16 protein-coding genes are annotated in these 17395 nt (G+C 52.4%); 9 read left to right on the forward strand and 7 right to left on the reverse strand.

The window, feature by feature from the left end:
• Positions 1–152: 152 nt before the first annotated feature.
• The gene (locus tag KK078_RS01510) at positions 153–1316 is read right to left on the reverse strand and encodes an AIR synthase related protein (RefSeq protein ID WP_254088465.1); all 1164 of its coding nucleotides are present in this window, start codon (positions 1314–1316) and stop codon (positions 153–155) included.
• Between the two features lie 25 nt (positions 1317–1341).
• Entirely contained in the window at positions 1342–2085 is a 744-nt protein-coding gene (locus KK078_RS01515; protein ID WP_254088466.1) for a 1-(5-phosphoribosyl)-5-[(5-phosphoribosylamino)methylideneamino]imidazole-4-carboxamide isomerase, read from the reverse strand.
• A 172-nt stretch (positions 2086–2257) separates the two neighbouring features.
• Here KK078_RS01515 and KK078_RS01520 point away from each other — a divergent pair, with 172 nt between their 5' ends.
• The gene (locus KK078_RS01520) at positions 2258–3844 is read left to right on the forward strand and encodes a hypothetical protein (protein ID WP_254088467.1); all 1587 of its coding nucleotides are present in this window, start codon (positions 2258–2260) and stop codon (positions 3842–3844) included.
• Positions 3845–3859: 15 nt separating this feature from the next.
• Here the strand turns inward: KK078_RS01520 and KK078_RS01525 are convergent, their stop codons facing one another.
• Positions 3860–4414, reverse strand: coding sequence for a DUF2911 domain-containing protein (locus KK078_RS01525; RefSeq protein WP_254088468.1), 555 nt, complete (start codon positions 4412–4414; stop codon positions 3860–3862).
• Between the two features lie 113 nt (positions 4415–4527).
• Here KK078_RS01525 and KK078_RS30355 point away from each other — a divergent pair, with 113 nt between their 5' ends.
• From KK078_RS30355 to KK078_RS01535, 3 genes are read left to right on the forward strand one after another with little or no spacing between them, the layout of a single operon-like run.
• On the forward strand, positions 4528–4650 hold the full coding sequence (locus KK078_RS30355) for a hypothetical protein (RefSeq protein WP_262898565.1): 123 nt from the start codon (positions 4528–4530) through the stop codon (positions 4648–4650).
• A 27-nt stretch (positions 4651–4677) separates the two neighbouring features.
• The gene (locus KK078_RS01530; protein ID WP_254088469.1) at positions 4678–5220 is read left to right on the forward strand and encodes an LOG family protein; all 543 of its coding nucleotides are present in this window, start codon (positions 4678–4680) and stop codon (positions 5218–5220) included.
• Positions 5221–5274: 54 nt separating this feature from the next.
• Positions 5275–6507 (forward strand): aspartyl protease family protein, encoded by a 1233-nt coding sequence (locus KK078_RS01535; RefSeq protein WP_254088470.1) that lies wholly within the window; start codon positions 5275–5277, stop codon positions 6505–6507.
• A 28-nt stretch (positions 6508–6535) separates the two neighbouring features.
• Here KK078_RS01535 and KK078_RS01540 read toward each other — a convergent pair whose 3' ends face one another.
• Positions 6536–7000, reverse strand: a complete 465-nt coding sequence (locus KK078_RS01540) for a hypothetical protein (RefSeq protein WP_254088471.1) — start codon at positions 6998–7000, stop codon at positions 6536–6538.
• A 120-nt stretch (positions 7001–7120) separates the two neighbouring features.
• Here KK078_RS01540 and KK078_RS01545 point away from each other — a divergent pair, with 120 nt between their 5' ends.
• Both KK078_RS01545 and KK078_RS01550 read left to right on the forward strand, forming a co-directional pair.
• Positions 7121–8242: an NAD(P)/FAD-dependent oxidoreductase gene (locus tag KK078_RS01545; protein WP_254088472.1), complete on the forward strand. Its 1122-nt coding sequence runs from the start codon at positions 7121–7123 to the stop codon at positions 8240–8242.
• A 63-nt stretch (positions 8243–8305) separates the two neighbouring features.
• Positions 8306–9328 carry a sugar phosphate isomerase/epimerase family protein gene (locus KK078_RS01550; RefSeq protein ID WP_394370541.1) on the forward strand — a complete coding sequence of 341 codons (1023 nt, stop codon included), beginning with the start codon at positions 8306–8308 and terminating at the stop codon, positions 9326–9328.
• A 4-nt stretch (positions 9329–9332) separates the two neighbouring features.
• On the opposite strand, the gene KK078_RS01555 is transcribed toward KK078_RS01550, so the two are convergent.
• Complete coding sequence (locus tag KK078_RS01555; protein ID WP_254088473.1) at positions 9333–10238, reverse strand: UbiA family prenyltransferase; 906 nt, start codon at positions 10236–10238, stop codon at positions 9333–9335.
• 17 nt (positions 10239–10255) lie between these two features.
• Positions 10256–11629 carry a DNA repair protein RadA gene (gene radA, locus KK078_RS01560; protein ID WP_254088474.1) on the reverse strand — a complete coding sequence of 458 codons (1374 nt, stop codon included), beginning with the start codon at positions 11627–11629 and terminating at the stop codon, positions 10256–10258.
• 110 nt (positions 11630–11739) lie between these two features.
• Here radA and KK078_RS01565 point away from each other — a divergent pair, with 110 nt between their 5' ends.
• From KK078_RS01565 to KK078_RS01575, 3 genes are all read left to right on the forward strand, one after another.
• On the forward strand, positions 11740–13683 hold the full coding sequence (locus tag KK078_RS01565) for a DUF3857 domain-containing protein (protein ID WP_254088475.1): 1944 nt from the start codon (positions 11740–11742) through the stop codon (positions 13681–13683).
• A 5-nt stretch (positions 13684–13688) separates the two neighbouring features.
• The gene (locus tag KK078_RS01570) at positions 13689–15602 is read left to right on the forward strand and encodes a DUF3857 domain-containing transglutaminase family protein (protein ID WP_254088476.1); all 1914 of its coding nucleotides are present in this window, start codon (positions 13689–13691) and stop codon (positions 15600–15602) included.
• 235 nt (positions 15603–15837) lie between these two features.
• Positions 15838–16671, forward strand: coding sequence for a hypothetical protein (locus KK078_RS01575; RefSeq protein ID WP_254088477.1), 834 nt, complete (start codon positions 15838–15840; stop codon positions 16669–16671).
• A gap of 11 nt (positions 16672–16682) precedes the next feature.
• Here KK078_RS01575 and KK078_RS01580 read toward each other — a convergent pair whose 3' ends face one another.
• Positions 16683–17390: an OmpA family protein gene (locus KK078_RS01580; protein ID WP_254088478.1), complete on the reverse strand. Its 708-nt coding sequence runs from the start codon at positions 17388–17390 to the stop codon at positions 16683–16685.
• Positions 17391–17395 lie beyond the last annotated feature (5 nt).

Raw genomic sequence — 17395 nt, forward strand, 5'->3', positions numbered from 1 at the left:
GAAAAAGTAATTCACTATCTGACGTCACATCGCTTGTTGGAAACAAGGCAGTCGCTGATGTCGAGGTTTCGGGGCAATCGCGAACCGCGAGCGGAAGCCGAGGCTCATTCGTAATCAAGAGCCGTTTGTGATAAGCAAGAAATAATTCTGGATCAGTAGGTAAACTCTCCGAACGGTGTGCGGAGGCTTACCTGCTTTTTACCGCCTTCTACGCGGCCGACGATCTGTGCGTCGAGGTTGAACGACCTGGCAATGTCGATGACAGTCTGTGCATGTGCTTGCGGCAGGTAGATCTCCATGCGATGGCCCATGTTAAAGACTTTATACATCTCTTTCCAGTCGGTGCCGCTCTGGTCATGTATGAGCTTAAAGAGCGGCGGGATCTCGAACAGGTTGTCTTTGATGATGTGTACGTCGTCGACGAAGTGGAGCACTTTGGTTTGCGCGCCGCCGCTGCAATGCACCATGCCGTGGATGTGGCTGCGCAGTTGTTTGAGCACTTCGATGATGACGGGCGCATAGGTGCGTGTAGGGGAAAGCACCAGCTTGCCGGCGTTGATGGGTGCGCCGGGTACGGCGTCGGTCAAGCGGCATTTGCCGGTATAGACAAGGCCCGCGGTGACGTTGCCGTCGTAGGACTCGGGGTATTTTATTGCGTAGTCTTTGTGAAAGACGTCATGGCGCGCCGACGTCAGGCCGTTGCTGCCCATGCCGCCGTTGTACTCGTCTTCGTACGAGGTCTGACCGGCGGATGCGAAGCCGACGATGACATCGCCCGCCTGGACGTTTTGGTTGTCGATCACGTCACTGCGCTTCATGCGGCTGACGACGGTGCTGTCGACGACGATCGTTTTTACCAGGTCACCCAGGTCGGCGGTCTCACCACCGGTACTGATGATGTTCAGGCCGTGGCTGCGCAGCATGGCCAGTACCTCTTCCGTGCCTTCGATGACCGCCGCGATCACTTCGCCCGGAATGAGGTGTTTGTTGCGGCCGATGGTGGACGACAGCAGGATATTGTCGATGGCACCGACGCACAGCAGGTCATCGATGTTCATGATGATGGCGTCTTGCGCAATGCCCTTCCATACGGACAGATCGCCGGTCTCTTTCCAGTATAGATATGCCAGCGACGATTTTGTGCCGGCGCCGTCGGCGTGCATAATGGTGCAGTAGGCGTTGTCATGACCGAGGTAGTCGGGCACGACTTTACAGAAGGCCTTGGGGAAAAGCCCCTTGTCTAACTTACGGATGGCCTGGTGGACATCTTCTTTGGAGGCTGAAACGCCGCGTTGATTATAGCGATCGGAATTCAATGGAAAGACTGTTTGCAAAAGCGAGTTATAGTTCCTTTTTGACGAGGAATTGTTCCAGGTCTTTGAGGTTGAGGAGGCCTTCATAGTATGCCTTGCCGAAGATGACGGCAAAGATGCCCATGTCGTTGAGCCGTTTGATGTCGTCTACGCCACGCACGCCGCCGCTGGCGAGCACGCAGATGTCGGGGAATGTATCGAGGATGTCCTGGTAAAATTCAAAGGCGGGGCCTTCGAGGGTACCGTCGTGCGATACATCGGTGGACTTAACATACTTCAGGCCGCGTGAGTGGAAATAATCCAGGTGCTCCATGAGTGTCTGTTGTGTGCGGCGTTGCCAGCCGCGGAAGAGCATCTCCTTGGTGGTGCGGTCTACCACGTCGGCGCCGAGGGTGATCTTTTCACGGCCGTAGGATATGATCCACGAGGCAAAGAGCTCGGGGTTGGTTACGGCAATGCTGGCGGCGGTGATATATTCGGCACCATATTCGTAGGCTTTGCTGATGTCGCCGTCGGTGGAGATGCCACCGGTGAAGTCGACTTTGAGGTCGGTGTGGCCGGCGATGGTCTCCAGCACGTGCCAGTTTACGGGGCTGCCTTTTTCGGCACCGTCGAGATCGACCAGGTGCACAACGTCGATCCCATGATCTTCAAACCGCTTGGCAAGGTCCAGCGGGTTTTCATTGTATGCCTTTTCACTGTTGGGGTCGCCTTTTCGCATCTTGACGACGGTCCCTTTGCGAATGGCAATGGATGGAATGACCTGGATCATTTTACACGGTTTTTCTGGCAGCGAAGTTACGATGCAAAGCCGAAAAACCCCGAACGGCAACTGAAAATCTGGAAATAATTCACCCCCTTGAAAATTGCTTTCCGGCCGGACGGAATTGCGTAATTTTAGCTATTCCATTCTATTTTTTCCTGTTTCCATTGGTATCCACCCTATGACAAAAACTTCCCTTCTCTTCCTGCTGCTCGGCGTGACGGCGTTGCCAGTCTGTGCCCAATCGAAGGTGCGCAGGCTGCCCAGCATTATCAACCACCCGTCGCTCGATGTGTCGTCGCCCTATATCAGCCATGACGGCAACGCACTGCTTTTTGTCTCGAACAGCGGTCAGGACGGTGCGTTGACAGTGATGTATACGGCGCGTGAAACGGACTGGTCCACACCGGTGGAGCTACCCAAGCACCTGAGCACACGTCTTAATTTTTTTCAGGGCTATGCGCTGAGCGCCGATGGCAGGAAGCTATACTTTACCTGCGCTAAATCGCCCGTGGTGGGGGGCTATGATATTTTTGTTTCGGAGCTAAAGGGTACCGCGTGGAGCACGCCGGAAAATTTGTCGGCCCCGATCAACTCCAGGTCCAACGACGGCTGCCCATCGTTTACGCCGGACGGTAATACCTTGTACTTCATGCGGTGCGACAAAATGGACCAGCGCAAGGCCGGGAGCTGCCAGATCTTTCGCACGGTAAAAAAATCAAACGGCCAGTGGGAAGAACCCGTGGCGCTGCCCGAGTCGATCAACACAGGCAACGCTCAGACCCCACGCATTATGGCCGACGGCGAGACACTGATCTTTTCGTCTGACAAGGCCGGTGGTAAAGGCGGCATGGACTTATATATGTCGCGCCTCCGGAATGGCAGCTGGTCTGCGCCGGTGCCGCTGGATTTTGTCAATACCGCGGAGGACGATCAATATATCAGCGTGGCCGCGCTGGGCCGTTATCTGTTGAAAGAAGCGTCGGGCGCACGTAACAATCGGGAGATCACGGAATTTTTGATCCCCGACAATCTTCGGCCGAAAGGGATCATGAAACTGGAAGGCAAGGTATCGGATGCTTCGGGTGCTGTCGTGCCGGCCTATATTTCCGTGTCGGATATGTCGACGGGTAAACGCATCTATAGTAGCCGCCCGGCGAACGACGGCTCTTATTATATCTACCTGCCGGAGGGCACGCGCTATGAGCTGTCGGTTGATCCGGAGCAAAGCCAGGTATCCTATTTCTCGCGGCAGCTGGACCTGACGGGTGACAAGGTGCCACAAAAAGAGAAAATAAATGTGGTGCTGAAACAACCGGCTATCGGCGATGAGATCGTGCTGGATGCCGTGCAGTTCAAGGCGACCTCCAGCACGCTGCAACCCTCGTCGGACAACGCACTGAAGCAATTAGCACGTTTCATAAAAGCGAACCCGGGATTTAAGTTCGAGATCCAGGTATTGCTGAGCGGCTATGTGGAGGACGCCGCCAGGTCGTCGGCCGACCTGACGGAGGTGTCGATCGATTCGATCCATACCAAATACGATGATATCGACTCGTTGGGCCAGCTTTACAAGCGCGACACGATCATGGTCAAGAAGCTTTTTCACAACGACCGCACGCCGGCGCAGGCTCAGGCGATCATCGACTACCTGGTGGCGCAGGGAGCCTCGCAAGGGAGCCTTACCTATTTCGTCAATGCAATTCCCGCGACGATGCCGGAGAATAAAAAGCTTACCGTGAAGGCGGTGGTCAGAAAAGGATCGTGAATTGCCGGGCGGGGATCAGTAGGTAAAAGGTACTGCGACGAGGGTCTTGTCCCACATCAGTACCATTTCCACTTCTTCGCCCAGCTTTTCAAAGGCGATGGTAAACTGCTCGAACTCGCGGTCTTGCAGGACGGGGTGTACCTGCACCTGCAGCACGTCGCGGTCGGGGGAGCGGTTCGCTTCGCCGTCGGAGCTGACGCCCCATTGGCCGTATTCGCTGTTAAAGATGATGGTCCAGGTGTCTTCGCCGGGAATAGTCCAGAGAGAATATGTGCCTTTGCGAAGGGTTTTTCCTTCGAATTTGAGGTCCTGGGAGGTTTTGAAGGTCGTAGCTTCGTTGGCGCCGGTGCGCCATACCTTGCCGTAGGGCACCAATCCGCCGTAGATCACACGGCCTTTTTTATAGGGCCGGTTATAGAAGACGTTAATGGTGAGCTTGTCCTGGCTAAAAACGACCGATTCTTCTGGACTCGCCATTTTGGTTTGCTTTTTCATGAAATACATGACGGCAAACACTAACATAATAAGGATGGCAACGGCCACTCCAGAGATGATCAGAAACTTTTTCATACGAAAAGACAAGGGTTCTGACCCAATTATTGCGACAGGAAACATTTTTTACCCGTTCTGATGCAAAATACTGGGACACACCCTATTTTTACGAGCCTAAAATTAATAAAGTTATGGAATTCGCATCTTGGTGGCCTTTTTATGTTGTGATCGCACTTTTTATCCTGGCGATCGTGTCTCCCTGGATCTTCCCCAATAAAATGGTGAGCAAGAACAAGCACGACAACAAGTTCTAATCCCTCCACCGGGATTTTCTTATCCTTATGAACATCTGTGTTTTCTGCGGCTCGCGTCATGGCAATTCTGTGGCGTACGAAGCTGCGGCGAAAACACTGGGTAGCTTGCTGGCACGAGAAGGCCACACTCTGGTATACGGCGGCGGTAACGTCGGGTTGATGGGGGTCGTGGCCGATGCTGTTTTAGCCGAGGGCGGTAAGGTCATTGGCGTCATCCCCGATTTTTTATTGCAGCGTGAGGTGGGGCATCGAAATGTTACCACCCTGGAGGTAGTGGACACGATGCATACGCGAAAAAAACGCATGGCCGACCTGTCGGATGCTTTTATTGCCATGCCGGGCGGCTGGGGTACGTTAGACGAGCTTGCGGAGATCCTTACCTGGAAACAACTCGGCCTGATTTCGCAACCGGTAGGTCTGCTAAACACTCGCCAATTCTTCGACCCGTTGTTGGAACAAATGCAGCGCATGGTAGACGAGGACTTTCTGGCGCCCGACCAGCTGGCGCTACTCATCCGCGAAAACACACCCGAAACACTTTTATCTGCCCTCCGCACCGCGATACGGTAGTGACATTCGTGTAATTCCCTTATCTTACCAGTAAACCTTCTGGCCAGACACGTTATGATCAGGAATTTTCTGGTTTCTGTTTTGTTTTGCTATGGCATTTTTCCGGCGGCCGCACAGAACTTAGGGTTTTCCATTGTCAACGGCCAACGGAGGGTGCAGATGCCTATCGAGATCTATAACAACCTGGTAGTGCTACCGGTTGTGTTGAATGGAACATTGCCCCTGAAATTTATTCTCGACACGGGTGTACGCACAGCTATTCTTACCCAAAAGACCTTTTCGGATATTCTGAACCTGCCTTATTCGCGTCGCTATACCATTTCCGGTCCTGGCGGCGAAAAACTGGTCGATGCTTTTGTGACCAACAATGTGTCGATCGAGCTGCCCGGCATTCAAGGACGGGGGCATGCCATGCTGGTGTTGGAGGAGGATTACCTGCAGCTGCGCAACTACATGGGTACTGACGTGCACGGCATTTTAGGGTACGAGCTTTTCAGCCGGTTTATTGTGCAAGTGGACTACGAGAAGAAAATACTGACGCTGACCCCTCCGGAGAATTTCCGCAAGCCGCGCAGGTACCAAACGCTGCCGATGAAGATAGAAGACACCAAGCCCTATATCATTACGCCGGTCGTGTTGCAGGACGGCACGACGTTTAACGCCAAGCTGCTGATGGACTCGGGCGCCAGCCATGGTTTGTTGCTGGACCCTATGACAGACAAACGTATTCAGCCGCCGTCACATGTGATCAGCAGCGTGATCGGCCGCGGACTGGGGGGAGAGATCATCGGCAAGGTAGGCCGCATCCGTTCGATCGAGATCGGGTCGTATAAACTGTTAAATGCCATTGCTAATTTTCCCGATCCCAATAGCTATACCGATACATTAAAGACGGGCAACATTTTTCGGAACGGCGCCGTGGGCGGCGAGATCATGAGCCGCTTCAGCATTATCTTCAATTTTCCCAAGGAAGAAATATACCTGCGCAAAAATGCATCGTTCAAAAAAGGATTTCACTACAACCTGAGCGGCTTGATCCTGAAGGCACGGGGCTCGCAGTTAAATGTCTTTGAAATTTCGGAGGTGCGTAAAGAGTCGGCTGCGGACAAGGCCGGGCTGTTGCCGGGCGATGTCATCGTCAGTATCAACGGTGTGATGACGCAGTACCTCAGCCTGAACCATGTCAACGGTTTTTTTAACAGCAAGCCGCGTAGAAAGATCCGGCTGGAGATTAATCGCCGGGGTGAGCGGATGCGGAAAGATTTTACGCTGGAAGATCAGATTTAAAAATGAAAGGTCGTTGCCGGCCCCATTTTTATACTAGTTTACCAATCTGCTTTTTGCGCTTTTGATACGCCTGGTACAGGTACAGTTGTGTGCGGCGAAACTTCAGCGAGTTCTTCACGGTGTTGTACAGTGCGTCGGCCGACAGGTTTTGTTTGAGCAAGTAGTCCAGGGCGGCGCCGGAGCCGATGGCTTCGTGGTAATTGGAGTTTTTCAGGACGGTGATGGGAATGTCCTTTGTCTTGCGGTTGTGCGACAACGTGCTGACCGTCTCGCGCAGTTGTGAGTTGCCGAGGTTGTCGTCAATAAAGATAAAGTTTGGATCAAAACGCATCAGTCGTTCGAGAATGCTTTTCAGATCGAACGCTATTTCGGTGATGATCTTTTTGTCGCGTACCTGTTGCAGCTTTTCCAATACAGAGCTGAGCTCGATTGGATTGTTGCCGATCAACAATACGTTGAGTGATTGGGTAGATTGAGCCGGTATAGTTTCCATAGAGATGCTAACTGTGGGTCGTAACAGTATCTAACGGAAAAAGTTGCCCAAAAGGATTCTATTCCGCAGGAAATATTTTTTGGGCTGTCTGGTTTTCCCCTTTTCGTATTATTTTAAGGGGTGGCAGAAGATAAGATCATCATCATTGGTGGAGGCCTGGGCGGACTAATCGCGTCGTTGCGGTTAGCGGAAGCGGGCATTCCATCGATTGTTATGGAGAAACGCACCTATCCACAACATCGTGTATGTGGTGAATACATCTCGCACGAGGTGACCCCGTTTTTACGGTCGTTGCATGTGTATCCGGAAAGTTTACATCCTGCGCAAATCAGCCGTTTTCAGCTTTCGTCCATAGCGGGCCGGTCGGCGTTGCTTCCCCTCGAACTGGGCGGCTTTGGTGTGAGCCGCTATGCGTTCGACAACTTTTTGTATACGCGGGCGCGTGCGGTGGGTGTGGAATTCCTGCTCGACACGGAGGCGCACGCGGTGCGTTTTGCCAACGATCGTTTTGAAGTAGAGACGGCAGACCGGTCGTTCGAAGCGCGTGTGGTGATTGGCGCCTTCGGCAAGCGGTCGCGGTTGGATGTGCAGTTGAAAAGATCGTTCGTACAAAAGCGATCGCCGTATGTCGGTGTGAAGTATCATGTGCGTGCAGAGCATCCGCTTGACCTGATCGCGCTGCATAATTTCCCCGGCGGCTACTGCGGCATGAGTCATGTGGAGGACGGCAAAGTAAATCTCTGCTACCTCACGCACCGTGACAATGTAAAAGCGTACGGCGACCTTCGCGCCATGGAGCAGGCGGTGTTGTATCAAAATCCGTTGCTGCGCGACATCTTTATGGGGGCGGAGTTTTTGTCTGTCAAGCCGGAGACGATCAACGAGATATCGTTTGAGACCAAACAGCCGGTGGAGGATCATATACTCATGGCAGGCGATGCGGCGGGCATGATCACACCGTTGTGTGGCAACGGCATGGCCATGGCGATTCACTCGGCGAAGATCCTGACGGACTTGTTGATTCCCTACTACCGCAGCGCGATACCTGACCGGGCCGTGCTGGAGAAACGATATACCGCGCAATGGCGTGCGCAGTTCGCAGCACGTTTGTGGCGCGGCCGGCAGATCCAGCGGTTGTTTGGCAGTGAGACGGCGTCGCGCCTGGCGATCGGTCTTGTGCTGAATGTACGGCCGTTGGCGAAGGCTATTGTGCGGAGCACCCACGGTGACGTGTTTGCCTGACGTTATGCCTGTGGATATATGTTAAGAAGTTCTTATATTCCATCACATAAAATTCTTACAACCATGCATAACGAAACCAACCGAAGAAATTTTATCCGTTCACTCGGGCTTATTACCGCCGGGGTAACGGTGGCGCCTTCTTTCCTGGCCTCTTGTACAGGTAAACCCACCTCGGAGACTAAGCCTGCAGACACTACCGCTACTACTATGGAAAAACCAAAGGAACTATTTTTCAAGATCTCATTGGCGCAGTGGTCGCTGCACCCGGCGCTCTTCGGTGGGCAACTAAACAACCTTGATTTTCCGGCCAAAGCCAAGAACGATTTTGGCATTTCGGCTGTGGAGTATGTCAACCAATTCTTTAAAGATAAGGCAAAAGATCAGGCGTACCTGGCCGACCTCAAGAAGCGCTGTGACGACCTGGGGGTGACCAGTGTTTTGATCATGTGTGACGGTGAGGGTGAGCTGGGCGACACCGATGCAAAAAAACGCAAGCAAGCTGTAGAGAACCACTATAAGTGGGTAGAGGCTGCCAAGTTCCTGGGCTGCCACTCCATCCGTGTGAATGCTGCCGGCGAAGGCAAGCGCGAGGAGGTGGCCAAATCTGCCACGGATGGGTTACGCCAACTGTCGGAGTTTGCCAAGCCGCACAACATCGGTGTGATCGTGGAGAACCACGGTGGTTTCTCGTCTGACGGCCAATGGCTGAGTGGTGTAATTTCCGGCACGGGCATGGACAACTGCGGCACGTTGCCTGACTTCGGCAATTTCTGCGTTAATCGTACGAAGCCCGAGGCCAACACGATGGAAGCATGGATGAAAACCAAGTGTCTGGAAGAATACGATCGTTACAAGGGAACGCAGGAGCTGATGCCATTTGCAAAAGGTGTAAGCGCGAAGACACACGACTTTGACGAGCAAGGCAACTGTGTGGAGACCGACTACACCAAGATGCTGCAGATCGTTAAGGCCGCCGGCTATACCGGTTATGTAGGTATTGAATACGAAGGCACCAAGCTGTCGCCGGAAGAAGGTATTCGTGCTACGAAGGCCTTGCTGGAGCGTGTGGGTGCTACGATTGCGTAGCCTGTTAGAAAAGTTGAATAAGCTGGGTTGAATCCAGCAACAGGTATATAAAGAATGCATTTAGACATGTGGCTGAAATAAAATTCAGCCACATGGTCGATGCATGGTTGGCCCGCGATTCATCGTGCCATACCCGCCAGAACCACACGAGGAAAAACAACACTACGGGCGACAGTGCCGCCAGGAATATAAACTCGTAGCCGCGATCGGGATAGAAGGAATAGAAATATGTCATAAATCCTGCGGTAACGACCGTAAAGATCCCGCCGACAAACCAGAACGTACCGCGTATACCCAACATCCGGCTAAAGGTGTTGTCGCCGCGTTTGCCGTCTTCTTCGTGCTGATATACCTGTGTAATGGGATAGGTGCCGAGCAGTTGGGCCGTGCTGAGCATACCCGGTATCAGTACCGTTGGTTTTAATACATTTTCCAGCGGAAACCGGTTAATGCCGATGTAGCACATCGCGAACGTAAAGAGTCCCTGGAACAGCCCGACTACGAGCCAACTGGCGACGGGATATTTCTTCAGCCGCACAGCTGGGTGGCTATACGCTTTTGAGATGAGCCCGTAGATGAAGATCAGGATGGCAAAGGCGATGCCGACCTTGACCACGGCCAGTATCACGGCAACGGCGTCAAAGAGCAATGACAAATAATACAAGCCCAGATTCACTTTGGGTGGATTCTTCAGCCCGCCGATACTTTTTTCGTCTTTGTCGAAGTAACTGTTGTACCCGTTGCTGGCGGGGTATAAAAAGAGGTGTACGATCACGAACGTCCACAGCACCGGATTGGGGCTGATGTTGGGCGAAACGGCAAGGCTGAATAAGAATACAGGCAACAGGTAGTATGAGAAGGGTATGCGCAGGTGCAGCCAGGCGGATCGTGAAAACAGGGAACGTATCATGCGTTGTGTGGGTATGATCATCCAAAAAGATCCTGGAATACATCCGTTAATTTGGCAAAGGCCTTTACGCGGATGCGGGTTTTATTCAGGTCGAGGGCCTTCTGACTAAACTTGGAAACATAGATCTCTTCAAAGCCCAGCTTCTCGGCTTCCGAGATGCGCTGGTCGATCTTGTTGACGGTGCGGAGTTCTCCGCCCAGGCCGATCTCGGCGGCAAAGCAGATCTTGTCGGATACGGGGATCTCTTCCATGGAAGAGATGATGGAAATGCAGACGGCCAGGTCGATGGCGGGATCTTCTACTTTTATACCCCCGGCCATGTTGAGGAAGACGTCTTGTGTGCCCATGCGGAACCCGCAGCGTTTTTCCAGTACGGCCAGCAGCATGTTGAGACGTTTCTGGTCGTAGCCGGTAGGGGTGCGTTGGGGCGTGCCGTAGGAAGCGGGGCTGACCAGCGACTGAATTTCGATCAACAGGGGCCGGTTGCCTTCTATGGTGGCGCCGATGGTAACGCCGCTGAGCTGTCCTTCCTTTTGGGAGATCAGGATCTCAGACGGGTTTGATACTTCGCGCAGGCCGGTGCCGAGCATTTCGTAAATGCCGATCTCGGCGGTGGAACCGAAGCGGTTTTTTGTCGTGCGCAATATGCGATAGGCCAGGTGGCGGTCGCCCTCAAATTGCAGCACGGTGTCGACCATGTGCTCCAGTACCTTCGGTCCGGCCAGCATGCCGTCTTTGGTGATGTGGCCGATGAGGAAGACGGGTATATTGGTTTCCTTGGCGAACTTCATCATCTCGCCGGCACACTGCCGCACCTGGCCGATGCTGCCCGCGGCAGAGTCCATGACGGATGAGTATAACGTCTGAATGGAATCGATGATAACGAGTTGCGGCTGGACGGATTCGATGGCCAGGAATATATTCCTGGTGTTGGTTTCGGTCAGTACAAAGAAGCTTTGCGAGCTATGGCCGATGCGGTCGGCGCGCATTTTTATCTGCTGTTCGCTTTCCTCCCCCGACACGTACAGTACCCGCAGGGATTTCATGCCCAGCCCTACCTGCAGCATAAGTGTGGATTTACCGATTCCGGGCTCACCGCCGATTAGTACAAGAGATCCGGGGACGATACCGTTGCCCAGCACCCGGTTCAGTTCCTGGTCGCCGGCGCTTACACGTATTTCGCGCGAAGATTCTACTTCGTGCAACGCTTTTGCCTTTACCGTCTTCTGGCGGCCGTTGTCCTGGCGCCAATCATTTTTATTGTTGTCTTCTTTGGTTACAACTTCTTCGGCAAAAGTATTCCACTCGTTACACGACGGACATTTGCCAAGCCACTTTGCTGATTCATACCCACAGTTCTGACAATAGAATACGGTTTTTGCTTTAGCCAATGTGATTTAATTATGATTATAGGATTACACCACCACAAAAGTAGCGATAAAGTTGCTCGATTTCAGTAAACTTACATCACCAAAAGTCTAATCTAACCTGTAGTAGTTGTATGAAGGCATTAATCTTCGGGCTTCACCTGGCCCTGTTGGCGCCGCTATGCGCGGTAGCCCAAAAATCACCTGTTAAGTTTGGCGAGATTCCGATGGTCGACATGACGATGAAGATCTATGACAAGGACTCATCGGCGTCGGCGGTAATCTTATCGGATTACGGCGAGGCGTACGTTACGGTCACCGCTGTGAACATTACGTTGAGCTTTGAACGACACGTGCGCATCAAGATCCTGAAAAAAGACGGCTTTGATCAGGCGGATGTTGAAATACCGCTTTACCGCGAAGGCTCTGAAGAGGAGCGTATCACGAAATTGAAAGCTACGACCTACAACCTGGAAAATGGTAAAGTGGTGGAGACCGATCTTTCCAAGGACGGCATCTTCAAGGAGAAATTCAACCGGAATATCAATCTGCAAAAGTTCACCTTCCCGAATGTAAAAGAGGGCTCGGTGCTGGAGTATTCCTACACGCTGGTGTCGGAGTTCTTCACCAACTTTCCCGATTGGCAGTTTCAATACGACGTGCCGGTTCGCTGGAGCGAATATTGGGCGTTGTTCCCCGAGTATTTCGCCTTCCAGAAATATATGCAGGGTTATCTGCCCCCGGCGATATACGAGGTAAAGCCCAAGAACAGTACGGACTTCCGCATCGATGCTCACCACTGGGTGATGAAGGATGTTCCGGCCTTTAAAGACGAGCCATTCATAACCTGCAAGAACGACTACGTTTCTAAAATAAACCTGGCGCTTTCGCACATCACGATTCCCGGTCAGCCTGTGCGGGAGATCATGGGTACCTGGCAGAAGCTTAACACGAACCTGTTGGAAAGCGAAGGTTTTGGCAAGACTGTAACGGGTTCGGGCTTTTTGAAAAAGAAAGCGGAAGAGCTTACCACGGGCATGACGGACCCGCAACAGAAGGTGGCGGCTATTTTTGCTTATGTGCAAAAGTCATTGGAGTGGAATGGCACCAAGGATATCTACGCGGATAACCTCAAGACTATTTTTGAGAATAAAAAAGGAACGGCTGCCGACATTAACGTGGCACTCGCCTCGATGCTTGAAAAGATAGATATACCGGTAGACATGGTATTGCTGAGCACGCGTGACCACGGCTTTGTGCGCGAGCAGTACCCGATGTCGAGTCAGTTTAACTATGCGATCTGTATCGTTACCCTGGGCGACAAAACGTTGTTGCTGGATGCTACCGACCGGTTCCTGCCCATGGGCATTTTGCCGGAGCGCTGTTTGAACGGCAGGGGCCTGGTGATCTCCAAAACAAAACACGGTTGGATCGACCTCAAGCCCAACGCCAAAGCGCGCACGGTGATCAACACCGAACTGGTGCTTAACCCCACCGGCGAATTAAAAGGCAAAGTAAAATATACCCACGAGGGATATGCCGCCCGCGAGTTCCGTCAGGCCTATTTTGCCAAGGGCGAACAGGAATACATGAAAGGCTTTCTGGCCGACAAGGCGTGGGATATCGAGAGCAGTGAATTTCAGAACCAGACAGAGATCACGCAAAGTGTAAACCAGGTTCATGCTCTTCTGATCAACGAGCACGTTACGGTGGCCGGCGGCATGATCTATATGAATCCGTTTGTGGTGGGTCAGACCAAGGAGAATGTTTTCAAGTTGGAGACGCGCGAGTACCCCGTTGACTTTGGCAAACCGGAGGAAAAAACGTATCTGTGCCGCCTGACCATACCCGACGGATATGCCGTGGAGGAGCTACCCAAGCCCAAGGTGATGATGTTGCCGAACAACGCCGGCCGGTATACCTACAGCGTGTCTCAAACGGGCAACATGGTGAACATTGTAAGCATGTTACAGATCAACAAAAGCATGTTTGTGATGGACGAATATCCTAACCTGCGCGAATTCTACAATCAAATTGTGGCGAAGCAGGCAGAGCAGATCGTGTTGAAGAAACTGTAATCTATATGAAGAGAATTTCAGCGGTTATTTGCGGCGTGCTTTTGTGGATGTCGTCGGTGGCGAAGGATAGCCCGAAGTTTCCGGTGAGTGCAATCCCCGAGGCGTTGCGGAAGGATGTGCACGTAGTGATGCGGGAAGACCAGATGGTGTTTACGATCCACTCCAAGAGCCGGGCGACCTATCACGTTTACCAGGCCATTACTATCTTTAATGCAAACGGTAAGCGCTTTGCACAGGAGACGGTCGGCTATGATAAGCTTAGCAAGGTGACGTCGTTAAAGGCGGCGGTGTACGATGCCGAAGGTATGCTGATCAAGCGACTGAAGTCCAGCGAGATCTATGATCAAAGTGCGTACGATGGTTACAGCCTGTACAACGACAACCGCATCAAGCGGATCGATCTTTCGCAAAGCACATATCCCTATACGGTGGAGTTCGAGTACGACATCGAGTTTAGATATCTCTTCTTCATACCAGACTTTTATGTTGTCACCCGTGAGAACGTCTCGGTGCAGCACAGTGTCTGCAAGTATGTATTTCCGAAAGAGCTGGCGCCGCGGTACCGGAGCTACAATATCGATGTGAAGCCGGTGTCACAACCGGCTGACGGACTGGAATCTCTCTCGTGGACGTTCGAGAACATCCTGCCCATCAAGCTGGACCCCATGGGACCGGACCTGCAATATGTGCTGCCGCACATTGACGGCGCGCCGACGCAGTTCGAGTACGAAGGGTATGTTGGCACGATGGATACGTGGGATCAGTTCGGGCAGTGGATCGGCACACTGAACAGTGGGCGTAACGTGCTGCCGGAGGCTACCAAGCAAAAGATCCGTGCACTGACCGCGCAGGCTAAAACCGACGAGGAGAAGATCAAGATCCTGTACGAGTATATGCAAAGCAAAACGCGATACGTCAGTATTCAGCTGGGCATCGGCGGCTTCCAGCCGTTTGAGGCGTCGGTTGTGGATCAGACGGGGTATGGTGATTGTAAGGCTTTGTCCAACTACATGGTGTCGATGCTGAAGGAGGTGGGGATTCCGGCGCACTACGTGTTGATCCGCGCGGGTGATGACGCATCGCCGATGGATACGGATTTTCCCAGCTCTCAATTCAACCATGCGATCGTATCGGTACCGAACAAGGGTGATACGCTGTGGTTGGAGTGCACGAGCCAGACCAATCCGTTTGGCTATATCGGTACATTTACCGGCGACCGTAAAGCTCTTGTTATTACCGACAAGGGGGCGAAGGTGGTCAACACCAAACGGTACCCGGCAGATCAGAACGTCCAGTCGCGCACGGCCGATGTATATGTGGCGGCTACGGGTGATGCCCAGGCTAAAGTAACTACTACGTATCGCGGGCTTCAGTATGAGACCAACTATGTACATGCTGCGGTAAACCTGCAATATGACGATCAGCGTAAATGGGTTCAGAACCACACGGCCATACCGAGCTTTGACGTGAATTCTTTTTCACTGGTGAATCACAAGGATAAAATGCCGTCTGCACAAGTATTACTGGATCTTCGCCTGAGTCGTTTTGCTTCCGTCAATGGCAAACGCATTTTCCTCACGCCCAACCTGATGAACCGCTCAACGTTTGTGGCCGAGAAGGTGGATGCGCGTAAGATGCCGGTGGTTTTGGAATCGGGCTTTACGGATCTCGATACGATACGGTATCATTTGCCGGATGGGGTCTACCCGGAGTTCCTGCCCGAGCCAGTCAAGATCACGTCCCGTTTTGGTGAGTATGAGTCCCGTTGCATCCTGGATGACAAGGGCCTGCTGTACGTGCGCCGGTTGAAACAGGTGAAAGGACAGTTTCCGGCGGAGTCCTATAAGGAGTTTGCAGACTTTTATAAAGGCGTTAACAAGGCCGACAATGTTAAGATAGTGTTACTATCTAAAACCTGATATTTCTTTATCCCTCGGATCTGTAATGCAGCCTTCCCGTCGGGAGGGCTGCATTTTTTTTGTGTTCCAGGTCTTTTTCTAAACGAAACAGCTAATTCAGCGTTATTAGGCAGTTTTTCTATTGCCCCGGAAGAATTTGTAATGCGCGGATAAACCTTACGCCCGACCTAACGACTGCTTGCATAGTGTTACTATTCTGTTAAATTTGTTAACAGAGATTTAACACTGGCGTAATATGAGGGGATTTGTGTTGTTTTTCTTCGTGCCGGTATTGGCACTCGCCCAGGGGCCCGGAGTCGCGCCGGGGCAAAAAGATGTGATGCACTATGTAAACCTTTATAGTGCCGCCGACCAACAGGTAATCACGTCGCCTGCTGAACTTCCTGCCTTTATCGGCAAGCTGGAATCCAAGCGCGAAAATTTTAAGCGTGAGAAGTCTTTTGTGAGCTACCTTTTTACGAAAACCCACCAGAAGTATCTCAGACATTACACCTCGTATTGTTCATTTTCTGATCTGTTGAATGACGGCACCTACAATTGCCTGACGGGCACGGCCCTGTATGCGTTGTTGCTGAATCACTTCAACATCGAGTACCGCATTATCGAAACCAACTATCACATCTTCGTGATTGCCGAAACCCAGCAGGGCTCTGTTCTGCTGGAAGCCACGGACCCGGCAAACGGTTTTGTCGACAATGATACCGAGATCCAGAAGCGCATAGCGACTTACCGCGAGAACATCTTACAACGGCCGGTGGCCAGCAAAAGCTACTACGACTTCAACTTCGACCTCTACAACGAAGTAACGCTCGACCAGGTGTTAGGCCTTTTGTATTACAACTACGCTGTTGTGGCGTATAACAAGCAAGAACTGGTCCGCACGATCTCGAACCTGGACAAAGCGGTGACATTATATCACTCGGCGCGGGTGGAGGAGTTTTCGCGGATCGTACTGTTGTCGGTGCTGGAAAGCAACCTGGACAAGGCAATAAAAGAAAACTACGTCCGTAAGCTGCAGGCTATTCGCAAGCGCCAGGTGGACGTAGTTGCGCACGCTTCCGTGCATTAGGAATCCCTCGTTCAGTTCTCTAATATCCGCAGCTCTACACGCCGGTTGAGGCGGTGGGCTTCGGGTGTGTCATCGCGCGACAGGGGTTGTGTTCCACCAAAGGCTTTTGTCTTGATGCGGCTCTTGGCGATCTTCTTCGATACGATATAATTCTTTACGGCCGCTACGCGCAGTTGGGACAGGCGCATGTTGTCGTTGGCATTGCCCTGGTAGTCGGTGTGGCCTTCCAGCTGGATGATCATTGCCGTATTCTCTTTCATCATGTTCACCACCAGGTCCAGTTCGGGATATGATTCGGGGTCTATCCTGGATTTACCCACCTGGAAGATAAGGTTGTTCAAGCGCATAACCTGGCCTACAGAATGTTTGGCGGCGGCGCCGTTGCCCGGGATGAGCGGCACGTCTTGCAGTACTTTCCGATCAGCGTTGACCTGCGCAGGGTCGAGCATATATTTAGCGATGGCAAAGCCGGGAGCCTCTACGGTAACAGCATACTTCTCGTTGTCGAACATCGGAAACGAGAAGCTGGTGCCGTTCAGTGTTCCCAGCCGGCTGCCGTAGGGCAGGCTTTGATACGAGATGCGGGCGTTGACGGGCTCCTTTGTCTCGGCATTATAGATCTTCCCCTCCGCCCGGATGACGCTGTCGGCCGTCTGACCGAAGGTCATGATCGCGATACAGTAAACGATCAGGAAGAGTTTTATGTGCAAGGATGCCATGATGT

It is taken from the genome of Dawidia soli, assembly GCF_018598185.1.
Lineage (GTDB): Bacteria > Bacteroidota > Bacteroidia > Cytophagales > Cyclobacteriaceae > Ohtaekwangia > Ohtaekwangia soli.